This window comes from Methylorubrum thiocyanatum (assembly GCA_014138645.1).
Taxonomy (GTDB): domain Bacteria; phylum Pseudomonadota; class Alphaproteobacteria; order Rhizobiales; family Beijerinckiaceae; genus Methylobacterium; species Methylobacterium thiocyanatum.
Map to the genome: position 1 here is coordinate 198104 of JACJIB010000008.1, position 13602 is coordinate 211705.

The 13602-nt window shown below is 68.9% G+C and carries 11 protein-coding genes; 7 read left to right on the forward strand and 4 right to left on the reverse strand.

What is annotated here, in order from left to right:
* Nucleotides 1-233 precede the first annotated feature (233 nt).
* The 3 genes from HNR51_RS21730 (at nucleotide 234) to HNR51_RS21740 (ending at nucleotide 1981) form a co-directional block, all read left to right on the forward strand.
* Nucleotides 234-671, forward strand: coding sequence for a Ros/MucR family transcriptional regulator (locus tag HNR51_RS21730; protein ID WP_012452438.1), 438 nt, complete (start codon nucleotides 234-236; stop codon nucleotides 669-671).
* Nucleotides 672-841: 170 nt separating this feature from the next.
* The gene (locus HNR51_RS21735; RefSeq protein WP_182556325.1) at nucleotides 842-1036 is read left to right on the forward strand and encodes a hypothetical protein; all 195 of its coding nucleotides are present in this window, start codon (nucleotides 842-844) and stop codon (nucleotides 1034-1036) included.
* Between the two features lie 117 nt (nucleotides 1037-1153).
* The gene (locus tag HNR51_RS21740; RefSeq protein WP_182556326.1) at nucleotides 1154-1981 is read left to right on the forward strand and encodes a DUF6456 domain-containing protein; all 828 of its coding nucleotides are present in this window, start codon (nucleotides 1154-1156) and stop codon (nucleotides 1979-1981) included.
* Between the two features lie 112 nt (nucleotides 1982-2093).
* On the opposite strand, the gene HNR51_RS21745 is transcribed toward HNR51_RS21740, so the two are convergent.
* From HNR51_RS21745 to HNR51_RS21755, 3 genes are all read right to left on the reverse strand, one after another.
* Entirely contained in the window at nucleotides 2094-2507 is a 414-nt protein-coding gene (locus HNR51_RS21745; protein ID WP_182556327.1) for a SufE family protein, read from the reverse strand.
* A gap of 147 nt (nucleotides 2508-2654) precedes the next feature.
* A complete protein-coding gene (locus HNR51_RS21750) occupies nucleotides 2655-3734 on the reverse strand; it encodes a PAS domain S-box protein (RefSeq protein WP_012452442.1) in 1080 nt (359 codons plus the stop codon).
* 152 nt (nucleotides 3735-3886) lie between these two features.
* Entirely contained in the window at nucleotides 3887-7534 is a 3648-nt protein-coding gene (locus HNR51_RS21755) for a PAS domain S-box protein (RefSeq protein ID WP_182556328.1), read from the reverse strand.
* A 700-nt stretch (nucleotides 7535-8234) separates the two neighbouring features.
* Between HNR51_RS21755 and HNR51_RS21760 the strand changes: the two genes are divergently transcribed.
* Complete coding sequence (locus HNR51_RS21760) at nucleotides 8235-8744, forward strand: hypothetical protein (RefSeq protein WP_012452444.1); 510 nt, start codon at nucleotides 8235-8237, stop codon at nucleotides 8742-8744.
* Between the two features lie 99 nt (nucleotides 8745-8843).
* Complete coding sequence (locus tag HNR51_RS21765) at nucleotides 8844-9008, forward strand: hypothetical protein (RefSeq protein WP_012452445.1); 165 nt, start codon at nucleotides 8844-8846, stop codon at nucleotides 9006-9008.
* Between the two features lie 48 nt (nucleotides 9009-9056).
* Here the strand turns inward: HNR51_RS21765 and HNR51_RS21770 are convergent, their stop codons facing one another.
* Nucleotides 9057-9497, reverse strand: coding sequence for a VOC family protein (locus HNR51_RS21770; protein WP_012452446.1), 441 nt, complete (start codon nucleotides 9495-9497; stop codon nucleotides 9057-9059).
* Nucleotides 9498-9856: 359 nt separating this feature from the next.
* On the opposite strand from HNR51_RS21770, the gene HNR51_RS21775 reads away from it, so the two are divergent.
* A complete protein-coding gene (locus tag HNR51_RS21775) occupies nucleotides 9857-10765 on the forward strand; it encodes a hypothetical protein (RefSeq protein WP_182556329.1) in 909 nt (302 codons plus the stop codon).
* A gap of 78 nt (nucleotides 10766-10843) precedes the next feature.
* Nucleotides 10844-13480 carry an aminopeptidase N gene (gene pepN / locus HNR51_RS21780; protein WP_182556330.1) on the forward strand — a complete coding sequence of 879 codons (2637 nt, stop codon included), beginning with the start codon at nucleotides 10844-10846 and terminating at the stop codon, nucleotides 13478-13480.
* Nucleotides 13481-13602: the final 122 nt, after the last annotated feature.

The following is a 13602-nucleotide window of genomic DNA, read 5'->3' on the forward strand; positions in this document are numbered from 1 at the left end:
ATTGCGCACGTCCCGGATCGCCGCCGAGGCGTTGAGTTGTGCATACCCGTCCTGTCTTGCAGGTCTAAATTGAATGATCTAGGTAGAACCCGTGACTGCGGGGGCGTCACTCCAAACCGAAAACAAGCGGCACAATTGCAGAGCCCGGCCCGTTCCTGTCCGTTTCCGTCTTGGCGGCGAACGGGAGCCAGGGTCGATTGCGCGCAATACACCGCGAAGGGACAATCGAGATCATGAACGAAACCGAGACGCCGGTCGATTACGTCGCTCTTACGGCCGACATCGTCGCCGCCTACGTGAGCAACAATCCGGTGCCGGCTGCCGAACTCGCCGGTCTGATCGGCAGCATCCATGGCGCCCTGCTTCAGGTCGGAAGCGGACAGGCCGTCGCGCCGCAGCCCGCGGCCCAGGAGCCGCTCCAGCCGGCCGTGCCGATCAAGAAGTCGATCCAGCCCGACTACATCGTCTGCCTGGAAGATGGGCGGACCTTCAAGTCGCTGAAGCGGCACCTGCGCGCGAAGTACAATCTCTCCCCCGAGCAGTACCGCGCCAAGTGGGGCCTTGCGCCCGACTATCCGATGGTGGCCCCGAACTACGCCAAGGCCCGCTCCGACCTCGCCAAGGCGATCGGTCTCGGTCAGGTCCGGCCGGGCTACGACGCCGCCGCCTGAAGCGTCCGGCCGTCCGGCCCCAGCTCAAGACCCGCTGCGCCGCCTCCTGCGGGACCGGCGCAGCGGACGATCCGGCCGGGTTTCGCGGCGTCGGACTTCATCCTGCGACCGAATCAATTTATCAACAACAAAGTCCGGGAACGGGGCCCTCTTCTCTGCATTCTCTCGACATGAGCGACGACAGCATCTCCGAACAGCTTTCCAAGACGAATGAAGTTCTCGCAGAGTGGGCAGCCCGCTCCGCGAGCGATAGCGAACAGCTCATCGAGCGCTTCGAGCGGATGGGCTACGCGGTCCGCGGCAAATCCGAGGACGAGATCGCCGAGGTCCTCAAGAAGCCGCCGACGCGGCCGGCCCAGGCATAAAGCGACCTCAAAGGGCAGCGTCACGGTGCAACCACTGGCAGCACCGATCGCTGTCAAGACTTGTATTAGGACGATTTTCCCTTAGCCTCCCGACGCTGTTCCGGTTCGGGTGGTACGATGACGAAAGAACAAAACACGAACAAAGCCGGCGATCTCAGCCGCGAGGCCGAACGTCTGCTCGCCGCGCTGGCACCCGAGGGGGCTTTCGCCTTCCCGGATCCGGGCGCCCCCGAGACCCTGATCGTGCGCGGCGGGGGCAGCGGCGTCTCCTTGGGCGGGGGGCGCTTCCCCGCGCGCGCCGGGGAGGCTCTGATGGCCGCCGACCTCGCCGCGCGGGACGATGGCCGGCGCAACCGCCTGGTGATCGGAGCGGCCGGACGCGCCCGCCTGCGGCGGGCGGAGGCGGTGGGCGCGGACAGCTATCGGATGCAGCATCTCGCCCTGGTGCGAGAGGGGACGGGCGAGGCGCAGGGCCTGCGGGACACCGCCGAGAGCCCCCTGGCCTGGATGGCGCGGCGGCGTGGGCGCGACGGGGAGCCGATGATCGACGCGGCGGCCTTCGCGGCGGGCGAGCGGCTGCGCCACGACCTCACCGCGGCACAGATGCTGCCGCAGCTCTCGACCGACTGGACCGCGCCGCGGGTCGATGGCGGCGGCCCGCGCGATCCGGCCTCGGCCTCCGACCGGGTGATCGCGGCACGGCAGCGCGTCGACCTCGCGCTCGCCGCGGTCGGTTCGGACCTGTCGGGGCTGCTGATCGACCTGTGCGGCTTCCTGAAGGGTCTAGAGCGGATCGAGTCCGAGCGGCGCTGGCCGGCCCGCTCCGCCAAGGTGGTGGCGCGGATCGCTCTCGGGCGGCTCGCCGAACATTACGGTCTCGCGCGCGAGGCGACGGGGCCGGAGGGGGCGCGGACCCGCTCCTGGCGTTCCCCGCCGATGGGTTAGCGGACGGCTGAACCGGACGCCTCGTCCTCGTGCGAGAGCCGGGAGCCGTGGTCCGGGATGATGCATCGAGAAGGCGCGCGATCCCTCGTTGCGCGCCTGCGGCGTCGGCCGATCAGGACACCCGGCTCGCGTCGCGCTGGATCTTCTCGACCATCGCACGCACGCCGTTCGATCGCTTCGAGGTGACGTGAGCGCCGAAATTGAGCTGCTTGAGCAGATCGAGCCCGTTCAGCTTCGCCGCCTCTTCAGGAGTCTTGCCGGAATACAGGGCGACCATGAGGGCGACGAAGCCCTTCACGAGGTGCGAATCGCTGTCGCCCGTGATCCTCATTCCCCCGCCGTCTTCCTCGGTGGAGACGACGAGCCAGACCTGACTCTCGCATCCGCGGACGAGGTTCTGCTCGGATTTCCAGGCCTCCGGCATGGCGGGCAGAGCGCGGCCGAGCTCCATCACATAAACGAGCTGCTCATGCGGATCATCGATGAGTTCGAAGTTATCGATGATGGTGTCGAGGTCGGGAAGCATGGCACACGCGGTCTGAAAGCGTCGGAAAGTCGAAGACGATATAGCGACCGCGGGCCGAAGCTGCGAGGCTGGGTGTCTCGCAAGGGACGTCCGCCGGGCCGTCATCGCTGAAGCGACGACGGCCCGAGATAGGCTCGGGCCGACGCGTCAGCGCAGGCCGGGCGGCAGCGAAGGGGGCACGTAGGCGCGGACTTCGGGCAGTTGCAGAAGGAGCGGGTCGGCGGCGGTCGCCGTGCCGCTGACCGCAATCTCCGCCTGGGCGGCATAGGCCGCGATGAGGCGCGGCCCGAGCTTGGGAACGCCCTCCCGCCCCGCCGCGGCGGCCTCGCCGGAGCCCGACACGATCGCGAGGCGCACCGGTGCCCCCACCCCCGCATCGATGCGGATGGCGATGCCGCAGGTCACCGTGTCGCTCGTCGCATCAAGGCATTCAGCCACGATCTCGGCAACGATCATGCCGAGCGCATTCGCCGTGCGGGGCTCGACCAGGCTCGTTCCGTCGCCCTCGATGGTGACGCCGATCCGCCCGGCCCGGCGCAGTTGCCCGAGCCCCGAGGCGAGCCGGTGCAGATAGTCGCGCAGGTCGATCGAGGCGATGTGCGGCGCCTCGTGGAGGTGCTGCTGTACCAGGGCGATGGCCCGCACCCGCTGGCCCAGGGCGTCGAAACTGCCGCGGCAGGCCTCCGGGGCGGCGCGGCCGTAGAGGCCGATCAGGCTCACCATCACCTGAAGGTTATTGCGCACCCGGTGATAGATTTCCGCCAGCAGCGTCTCCTTCTCGACCAGGGCGCGCTCGGCATGCTCCTCCGCGTTCTTGCGGTCGGTGATGTCGAAGCACGAGCCGAGATAGCCGTGGAAGACCCCGTTCTCCTCGAGCGGCCGGCCGGTATCGAGCAGCCAACGATAGGCGCCGTCGTGACGGCGAAGGCGGAACTCCACCGTAAAAGGCAGGCGCGACTCGAAGGCCTTCTCGACGATTTCGGCGTGGCGCCGGAAATCGTCCGGATGCAGCCCCTTCCGCCAGCCGTCGCCGATCTCGTCGGCGAGGGGGCGGCCCGTGAACTGGAGCCAACACTCGTTGTGATAGGTGGAGCGCCCGGAATCATCCGTCCGCCACATCATCAGCGGCACATGGTCGGCAAATCGGCGAAAGCCGTCACCGAGGTCGAACGGCGTCTCCGTCCCGCCGCTCCCAGAAAAGCCGCCCTCTGGCGTATCAGCACCCATTCCGCTCGTCTGTTCGCTTGCTGCAGCCCCGAAACGACTCTGTCTTCGCGCCGGTCAACGTGCGCGGTGTTGGCCCGTTCCGGGCCGTCCACAAGTCGACAAATCCTTTCGCCCGGACAACCCCCTGCGGCACGCTCCTCCACGGCCAAGCTTCACGAATGCTCGATCATCTCACGGATGCGCGCGGCCAGCAGTTCAACCGGAAAAGGCTTGGTGATCATCTGCATGTCCGGGTCGAGCCGGCCGCCGCCGAACAGGGCGTTCTCGGCGTAGCCCGTCATGAACAACACCTTCAGTTTCGGCCGCAGGGCGCGGGCCTGATCGGCGAGCTGGCGCCCGTTCAGGCCCGGCAGGCCGACATCGGTGACCATCAGGTCGATCCGGGCGCGCGAGCGAACGATCTCCAGGCCGGCGGGTCCGTCGGGCGCCTCGATCGGGCGGTAGCCGAGATCGTGCAGCACCTCGACGACGAGGTCGCGCACCACCGGCTCGTCCTCAACCACGAGCACCGTCTCGTTGCGCTCCGCCCGCGCCGGCTCGGCCGGAGACGCCGGCTCCGGCTCGGCCGCCAGGGCGCCCTGGTGCCGGGGCAGGTAGATCGTCACCGCAGTGCCGCGGCCGGGCTCGGAGCTGATCCGGACATGCCCCTCCGACTGGCGGGCGAAGCCGTAGATCATCGACAGGCCGAGGCCCGTACCCATGCCGAGCGGCTTCGTGGTGAAGAACGGCTCGAACGCCCGCGCCGCGACCTCCGGCGGCATGCCGGCCCCCGTATCGGTCACGCGGACGCCGACATAGGCGCCTTCGCGCGCCTCCGGATGCAGGCGCAGGTCGGGAAGGCCGAGCCGGGTGTTGCAGGTCTCGATCAGCAGCCGGCCGCCCTCCGGCATCGCGTCGCGGGCATTGATGGCGAGGTTCAGCACCGCGTTCTCGAGCTGATGCGGGTCGCAGAGGGTGAGCCAGAGATCCCCGGCGGTGACGATGTCGAGGCGCACCTGCTCGGGCAGCGCCCGGCGCAGCATGTCCGCCATGCCGGTCACCAGCGCGTGCACGTCGACGGGCTTCTGCTCCAGCGGCTGGCGCCGGGCGAAGGCGAGGAGGCGATGGGTCAGCGCCGCGGCGCGGTGGGCCGAGGACAGGGCGGCCCTGGCATAGCGGTCGAGCGCATCGACGCGGCCCTGGGCTATGCGGGTCTGCATGAGATCGAGCGAGCCGACGATCCCCGTCAGGAGGTTGTTGAAGTCGTGGGCGATGCCCCCGGTCAACTGGCCGACCGCCTCCATCTTCTGCGCCTGCCGCAACTGCTCCTCGGCGAGGCGCTGCTCGGTGATGTCGCGGCCGACGACGTGGAAGCAATCGCCCTCGGGCACCGCCGTCCACATCACCGTCCGGCGCCGCCCGTCCCGGGTCAGAATGCGATCGACGAAATCGGTGATCCGCTCGCTTGCCGCGAGCCGGGCCATCACCGCGCCGGTGCCGGCATGGTCCTCGGGATCGATGAAGTCGAGGAACGGGCGTTCGAGCAATTCCCGCTCGCTCCAGCCGAGGAGGCGCTCCCAGGCCGGATTGACGCTGCGGAGGCGGCCATCGAGGCCGGCCGTCCCCATCAGGTCGTTGGTGGTTTGCCAGAGGCGGTCGCGCTCGCGGGTGCGCTCGCCGACCTCGCGCGCCAGCATCGCCTCGATGCGCTTGGCGTCCGAGATGTCGGTGACGAACAGGTAGGCGCCCTCGGTGGATCCGTCCGGCATCGGCCGCGGCCGGTAGCGGATGTCGGCGATCCGGGACGGGCCGTCCCGGCGCAGCCAGACCCGCTCGGCCCGCACGTCGCGGCCGGCACAGGCGGCCTCGAACCGTGGCCGCGCCTCGGTGAACGCCTCGTCCCCGACCAGCGTGGCGAGGCTTTGCCCGATCGCCGCGTCCGGCGGCATCCCGAACCAGTCGGCACTGGCGGCGTTGGCGAAGCGGCACAGCCCGCCCGCATCGAACAGGGCGATGAGAACCGGCAGCGTATCGGTGATGAGCTGCAATTCGCGGGCATTGGCACGCTGCGCCTGCTCGGCACGGGCGCGCTCGGCGGCGTGGCCGGCGCGTTGGGCGACATCCTCGACGAGGCCGATCTCCTGCGGCTGCCAGACCCGCGGCTGCGGCTCGTGCAGGTACAGGATCGCCCGCAGGCGCCCCTCGCGAATCAGTGGGACGATGACGAGGCTGCGGCAGCCGATCGAGTCCCAGGTCGCCGCGTAACGCCGCCCGGCGCGGGGATCGGTGTAGCAATCCTCCACGACGAGGGTGCGCCCCGCCCGCAATTCGACGATCACCGCCGGACCGAACTCGTCGAGGATGCGCGACTCGCCCGCGAGGCTTGGCACAGACGGGTCGCGGGTCCAGTCGCGCTCGACCCGCACGATCTCGCCGGTCCCGTCGATCTCGCCGTATCCGGCCCGGGCCGCGCCGACATGGGCGCCGAGCGTCGCGGCGGCGGCCAACGTCACGGAGAGCGGATCGTCCGTCTCCCGCAGCCGGTCGTTGAGGTTGAGCAGGAAGGCTTGCCGCTCTTCCGCGAGCTTGAGGTCGTGAATGTCGGTGCAGGTGCCGAACCAGCGCATGATCCGGCCGTCCGCCTCGCGCACCGGCTGGGCGCGGCCCAACACCCAGCGATAGAGACCCGAGCGGTGCCGGAGGCGATACTTGATCTGATAGGTCTCGCCCGTGTCGAGAGCGTGGCGCCAATCCGCCCAGGTCCGCTCCCGGTCGTCGGGATGGACGATGGCGTCCCAGGCCGCACCGTCGGTGGAGCCGGAGGGAACGCCGGTGAAGGCGTACCACCGGTCATTGTAGAAGTCGTGATAGCCGTCGGGCCGCGTCGACCAGATCATCTGATCGACCGAATTGATGATGCCGCGGAAACGGTCCTCGCTGTCGCGCAGGGCCTGCTCGGTGTGCTTGCGCGCGGTGATGTCGAAGCTGACACCGGGGAAGCGCTGCGGCGTCCCGTCGGCGGCGAGGGTGCAGCGCCCCTGCGCGGCCACCCAGCGGATGCTGCCGTCAGCCTGGACGAGGCGGTACTCCGCCTCGAACCGGCCGCCCGTGCCCAGGACCGCCTCGATGCTCGAGCGCAGCCGCGGCAGGTCGTCGGGATGCACGCCGGAGAAGAACTCCCTGATCGGTGCCCCGGCCTGCGCCCGCTCGGGCTCGACGCCGTAGAGCGCGGCGAAGCGCGAATCGGCAGTGACGCGGTCGGCCGCCACGTCCCAGTCCCACACGCCGATGCTGCTGCCGGCCGAGAGGGCCATGTCCAGGCGCTCCTCGCTGCGCCGCCGGGCCTGCTCGGCGAGCACCTCCGCCGTCGTCTCCGCGGTGACGCAGATCATGCCGTTGATGCGGCCCTCGTCGTCCCGCACGGGCGAGTAGGTGAAGCTCCACCAGCTCCGCTCGGGCACGCCGTAGCGGTTCATCATCAGCGGCAAGTTGCGCTGCGCCACACTCTCGCCCCGCAAGGCGGCATCGACGAGGGGGCCGATATCGTCCCACACATCGGACCAGATCTCGCGGAAGCGCGCGCCGAGGGCCCGCGGCAACCGGTCGCCGAAGACCGGCCTGTAGGCGTCGTTGAAGAAGGTGGTGCCCTCCGGACCCCAGGCGAGGAACATGGCCGCCGGGCAGTTCAGCATCGTCGCCAGGATCGTGCGAAGGGAAACAGGCCACGTCTCCGGCGGACCGAGCGGCGTATCGGCCCAGGGATGGGCCAGGATTTCGCGGCCGGTCTGGCCGCCTTCCTCAAGGAAGCGGAGGGAGGCCATACGATGCTCGTGGCCTGAAGGCCGGATCATCGTACGGGGCTCCGGCGACCGGGGCCGATGTCGGGGCGGAGAATGGACACGGCGCTTTCCGGAAGAGCGGACGGCGGGTGATACGCGAAGCCAGGCCACATTGCCGTCCGAGCCCTGAAGGATCCGTCACGCCCGCGCAACGAATCAGCGCGGGAGATCCGCTTGGCACAGCCGGCACGTCGAAGCACGCGGACGGCGCCCGATGCAGAAGGCTTGGATCGGTCCGGTCCAGATCTTCGACCTATCAAATGCTGTATTCGCATCATGTTGCAAGGCGCAAACCCGAGTATCCGGGGCGAGATCCAGTCCTATTTTGCATCGCAGCAGGTTCCGTCGATCTCTAGCCGAAATTCTGCTCACGGAATGCCAACCAGGTGCTTGCCACATCTGGCGAGACGTGCATTGTACTCCACGTCCGCATCAGACCCGGCGAGAGAGCCCAGTCCGGCCCAATATGCCGTTCATGGCGTCGAGGAGCGACCGCCCCCGGAAGCTTCGAGGCACAATCTTGTCAGGGTTGGACGATCTGGAGGGTGGTGCTCCGGCACCGCACTGAAGGACCCGTTGAGCCGGCCGGAGCGCCGGAGGGTCCGCCAGGAACCCATGACAGAGGGGGGCACGAAGTGCTGGCAGCGGGCATTTCGGATGCCCGCACGTCGTGGGGAGCCTGATGAATACGGACGATTTCGCCTACGATTTCGACGCGCCGGACTCCGACTGGAACTACGAGCCGTCGCGAGCCGATCTGTTCCGGCAGATCGATGCGCCCCTCTATACCACCGACTCCGAAGGCTGGCTGACCTACTACAACGAGGCCGCGGCGCAGCTTTGGGGGTTCCGCCCCGTGCTCGGCAAAGCCCGCTGGTGCGGGTCGTGGCGGCTGTTCGAGGCGGACGGCACGCCGCTGCCGCACGAACTCTCGCCGATGGCCCTCGCGCTGAAGGGATGCCGCGCGATCCGCGGCCTTCAGCTCGGGCTCGAACGGCCCGACGGGAGCCGGATGGCGTTCATGCCCTATCCGACGCCGCTGCGCGATGCCACGGGCGCCGTGGTGGGCGGCTCGAACATCCTGCTCAAGGTCGAGCGGGCCAGCCTGCGCATTCCCTTCCGCGGCGCGCTTCAAGGCCGGCCCACCCTGCGCGCTGCCCAGATCGCGGGCATGCACAGATGTTTGGCGTGACGTTGCCGGGCCTGTTCCGCTGAACCACCTCATCCGGGCGGGGCGCTTCGCGGAAAGATCCGGCGAAGCGCTCACGGCCTGAGAGAACAGGAGGAAGCCATGTCGGTCGAAACCAACTGGAGCCTCGACGCCGTCCAAAGCCTGCGGAGCATGGCCCGCGAGGGCGTACCCGTCTCCGTCATCAGCCTGCGGCTGAAGCGTCCGGTCGATGCGGTCAGCGCCAAGCTCGCCGAACTCGGCATCACGCCCAAGGCCGAGGTCTGACCGCTCCGGACGGGCGCCCGGCGCGGTGCGCCCGGGCGCCCGTCCGCTTCACCACGTTCCGGTGTTCTCCATCGAAGCCCACGGCTCCTGCGGCGGCTTCGATCCGCCCTTCTGCAGGATCTCGATGGAGATCCCGTCGGGCGAGCGGACGAAGGCCATATGCCCGTCGCGCGGCGGCCGGTTGATGGTCACGCCGGCCTCCTTCAGCCGCTGGCAGAAGGCGTAGATGTCGTCGACCTGATAGGCGAGATGGCCGAAATTGCGCCCGCCTGAATACTCTTCCGGATCCCAGTTGTAGGTCAGCTCGATCAGGGGCGACTTCGTCGTCTGAGCGCGCTCGACGTCCCCCGGGGCGGCGAGGAAGACGAGGGTGAAGCGGCCCTTCTCGTTCTCGACCCGCCGGACCTCCTTGAGACCGAAGGCGTCGACGTAGAAGGCGAGCGCGCGGTCGAGATCCGCCACGCGGACCATCGTGTGCAGATATTCCATAGCCACACCGGTTGATGACAGGGATGGCCGGCTATCTGGCCCGGACAGCGCACCCGTCAACGGGCCGTCGGCGCCCGACGACGCTGTAAGCGCACCGCACCTCGCGATCGGCGTCGACACGTCACTTATATTTGACGAATGAGCCTCAATCCTCGAATTGCACGCTCGCAACCGTTCGCCTACCAAACACCGCGCGTCCTTTATCCGATTGCTTCGAAGATGTTACCAAGAACTCATAAAACATTCCTCGGCCCCGTTCCGTACTGCCTTCGCCCCGTCGCCTCTCTCCGGACCTTTCGCCGACCAACGGACCGAACGCGTTCCTTTTCCGTCCGGCGCTCGATGACGGAGGAGGACGCGTGACGGCGGGAACCCTCGTCCGCGGCGTCGGCGCGATCGACCACCTCACCGCCGAGCAGATCCTGGCGCATCCCGATTTTCCGGCTGCGCGCCGCGTCTTCGTCTCGGAACATGCGAGGGTCTACGAGGCCGGAGTGTTCCCGGCCCAGTTCGGTGCCGATGCCGGGCGGGTGACCACCCTGGCCATCATCGTCTGCCTGCATGCCGGCTACGAGCCCTCGGACCGGGCGACGTGGCCGACACTGAGCCACCTCAAGGAGACGGTGGCGCGGTTCGGCTTCGCGAGTCCCCGCCTGATCGACAGCTTCGTCGCGCGGCTCGTACAGACCGGCTACCTCGAACTCCAGCAGCAGCCGGAGGACAACCGGGTGCGTCTCCTGTTCCCGACCGAGAGCCTCCTCGCCTGGGATCGCGAGTGGATGGCCGCCCATTACGCGCCGCTCGAAACCCTCTATCCCGAGCCCGGCTTCGAACCGGCGCGGCGGCGCGATGCGGCGTTTCAGGCCGTCCACGCCCGCTCGGCCATCGCGGCCTTCGACGCGATCATCGCCATGATGTGGAGCAACCTGGAGATCATCTTCTTTCTCAGCAGCACGAGCGCCCTGATCATCCTGCTGTCGCTGTTCGACATGGGCGGCAGCGATCCGGAAAGCCGGATTCGCGAAGCCGACCTCGTGCAACTGGCGCCGCGCTTCGCCGTCTCGCGCAGCCACGTGCGCAACATCCTGGCCATCGCGCAGGAGCGGAAGTTCCTCGTCCGCTCGGGGCCGCGCAACGCCTTCATCCACCTGACCCCGCACTGGGTCTCCGCCTTCGACCGCTTCATCGCCGGCAGCCTCGCACAAAGCGATCTCACGTATCGGCTCGCCCTGCGGCGGATGGCGGTGGAGGCCGGTTCGGCGGTGTGATCGGCGCGCGACGGATTCCGCTCGCCGGGGATCGCCTCTAGAAGGCGAGACCTCCTCCCCGACGGCGAGCCCTGCCCGATGCGCACCGAGACGCCCCCGACCGTCCGCCTCGAAGATTATCGCCCGAGCGACCATTTGATCGACCGGGTCGAGCTCGACGTGCGCCTCGATCCGCACGACACCCGCGTGAGTGCGACGCTGGCGCTCCGCCCGAACCCGGCGGGCCGCGCGCACGCGCCCCTCGTCCTCGACGGCGACGACCTCACCCTGCTCGGACTCGAACTCGATGGGCAGGCGCTCGCGCCCGACACCTTCCGGGCCGACGCGTCGAGTCTGACGCTGCACGCGGGCCCGCAGCGCCCGTTCACCTTGCGGATCGAGACCCGGCTCGACCCGACCGCCAACACGCGGCTGATGGGCCTCTACCGCTCGAACGGCGTCTATTGCACGCAATGCGAGGCCGACGGCTTCCGGCGGATCACCTATTTCCTCGACCGACCGGACGTTCTGTCGGTCTATACCACCCGCATCGAGGCGGAGCGGGCGGCAGCGCCGGTCCTCCTCGGCAACGGCAATCCGGTCGAAGCGGGCGCGGTGGCGGGTACGGACCGGCATTACGCGGTCTGGCACGATCCGCTGCCGAAGCCGGCCTACCTGTTCGCCCTGGTCGGCGGACGCCTCGACCGGGTGGCGAAAGGCTTCACCACCATGGAGGGCCGCGCGGTCGAGATCGCGGTCTATGTCGAGCCGGGCAAGGACGACCGGGCGGCCTACGCGCTCGATGCCGTCGAACGCTCCATGGCCTGGGACGAGCGGGCGTTCGGGCGCGCCTACGACCTCGACGTGTTCAACGTCGTCGCCGTCTCCGACTTCAACATGGGGGCGATGGAGAACAAGGGTCTCAACATCTTCAACGACAAGTTCGTACTCGCATCGCCGGACACCGCGACCGACACGGATTACGCGGCGATCGAGGCGATCATCGCCCACGAGTACTTCCACAATTGGTCGGGCAACCGCGTCACCTGCCGCGATTGGTTTCAGCTCTGCCTCAAGGAGGGCCTCACCGTCTTCCGCGATCAGGAGTTCTCATCCGACATGCGCTCGCGCGCCGTCCACCGGATCGCCGAGGTGCGCAATCTGCGCGCCCGCCAGTTCCCGGAGGATGCCGGGCCGCTGGCCCATCCGGTGCGGCCGAAGCGATATGCCGAGATCAACAACTTCTACACGGCGACCGTCTACGAGAAGGGCGCCGAGATCGTGCGGATGCTGCGCACCCTGATCGGCGAGACGGCCTTCCGGGCGGGAATGGACCGCTACTTCGCCGACAACGACGGCACGGCCGCCACCGTCGAGGACTTCCTGAAGGCGTTCGAGGCGGTGACCGGCCGCGACCTCGCACGCTTCGCCGAGTGGTACGAGCGGCCGGGCACGCCCCGCGTCGCCGTCTCCGGCAGCTATGACGCGGCCGCTAAGACCTACCGCCTCGCCTTCCGCCAGACGCGGCCCGGCGCCGGCGCGGATGCGCCGCCCCTCGTCATTCCGATCCGCCTCGGCCTCGTCGGCACCGACGGCCCCCTTATTGATGCCGCAAGCGGTCGAGTCGAGGACGGCGTGTTCGTGCTGGATTCCGCCGAGGATACGCTGATCTTCGAAAACGTGGCCGCCGAGCCCGTCCCCTCGCTGTTTCGCGGCTTCTCCGCACCGGTGCGGGTCGAGAGCGCCCTCGATGCCGCCGCCCGCCTGACCCTGCTGCGCCACGATCCCGACAGCTTCAACCGCTGGGAGGCGGCCCAGCGCGTCGCCCTCGGCCTGATGACGGCCCAGGTGCGGGGCGACGCTCCGGAGGAAGCGGGCGCGGACGACTTCGTCGCCGCGCTCGGCGTTTTCCTCGACGGAGAAGCCCTGCGTGACCCGGCCTTCGCCGCCCAGATCCTTGCCCTGCCGAGCGAGGGCGACGTCGCCGACGAGATCGGCACCGAGATCGACCCGGACGCAATCGCGTCCGCCCGGCGCGATCTGCGCCGCCGCCTCGGCGCGGGCCTGCGCGCACGCCTTCTGACCCTTCGCGAAGAACTGGCCGAGCCGGCGGGCACGCCGTTCTCGCCGGATGCGTCCGCCGCCGGGCGGCGAGCCCTGCGCAACGCCGCCCTCGATTTGATCGCCGCGGCCGATGCGGAGACCGGGACGGCCCTGGCGCAGGCCCAGATCGCGGCGGCCACGAACATGACCGACCGGCTCGCCGGCCTCGCCGCCCTGGCGCTGTTGCCGGGCGAGGCACGGGAGGCGGCCCTAACCGCCTTCGCCGAGCGCTACGCCGACGAGCCCCTCGTGCTCGACAAGTGGTTCGCGATCCAGGCGATGATCCCGGAGGACGGGACCGTAGCGCGCATCCGACGCCTTCAGGGCCACCCCGCCTTCGCCATGACGAACCCGAACCGCGTGCGCTCCCTCGTCGGCAGTTTCAGCCTCGCCAACCCGACCCAGTTCAACCGCGCGGACGGCGCCGGCTACGCCCTGGTGGCCGAGACCGTTCTGGCGCTGGACGGCACCAATCCGCAGGTCGCCGCGCGCCTGATGACCGCCTTCGGCCCCTGGCGCCGGCTCGAGCCGGGGCGCCGGGCGCAGGCCGAGTCGGCCCTGCGTCGCATCGTTGCCACGCAAGGACTTTCTCGCGATGTGGCCGATATCGGGACAAGGAGCTTGGCTGGCTAGTTAAGAGCTTGTTGAGGAAGGCGTTTCGGCGACTCGCGGGCGGCTCCTACCCCCTCCGAGCGGCTTGCCGAGTCAATTCTCCGCTCCAAAAACGGCGTGGACAAACGTCTGCCCACGATGTC

Excerpts from the sequence above, each read along its gene's own strand:
- HNR51_RS21750 (WP_012452442.1), bottom strand. The coding sequence starts at position 3,734 with ATGGGTGCTGATACGCCAGAGGGCGGCTTTTCTGGGAGCGGCGGGACG.
- HNR51_RS21765 (WP_012452445.1), top strand. The coding sequence starts at position 8,844 with ATGTCGGTCGAAACCAACTGGAGCCTCGACGCCGTCCAAAGCCTGCGG.
- HNR51_RS21770 (WP_012452446.1), bottom strand. The coding sequence starts at position 9,497 with ATGGAATATCTGCACACGATGGTCCGCGTGGCGGATCTCGACCGCGCG.
- HNR51_RS21740 (WP_182556326.1), top strand. The coding sequence starts at position 1,154 with ATGACGAAAGAACAAAACACGAACAAAGCCGGCGATCTCAGCCGCGAG.
- HNR51_RS21735 (WP_182556325.1), top strand. The coding sequence starts at position 842 with ATGAGCGACGACAGCATCTCCGAACAGCTTTCCAAGACGAATGAAGTT.
- HNR51_RS21730 (WP_012452438.1), top strand. The coding sequence starts at position 234 with ATGAACGAAACCGAGACGCCGGTCGATTACGTCGCTCTTACGGCCGAC.
- HNR51_RS21760 (WP_012452444.1), top strand. The coding sequence starts at position 8,235 with ATGAATACGGACGATTTCGCCTACGATTTCGACGCGCCGGACTCCGAC.
- HNR51_RS21745 (WP_182556327.1), bottom strand. The coding sequence starts at position 2,507 with ATGCTTCCCGACCTCGACACCATCATCGATAACTTCGAACTCATCGAT.
- pepN (WP_182556330.1), top strand. The coding sequence starts at position 10,844 with ATGCGCACCGAGACGCCCCCGACCGTCCGCCTCGAAGATTATCGCCCG.
- HNR51_RS21755 (WP_182556328.1), bottom strand. The coding sequence starts at position 7,534 with ATGGCCTCCCTCCGCTTCCTTGAGGAAGGCGGCCAGACCGGCCGCGAA.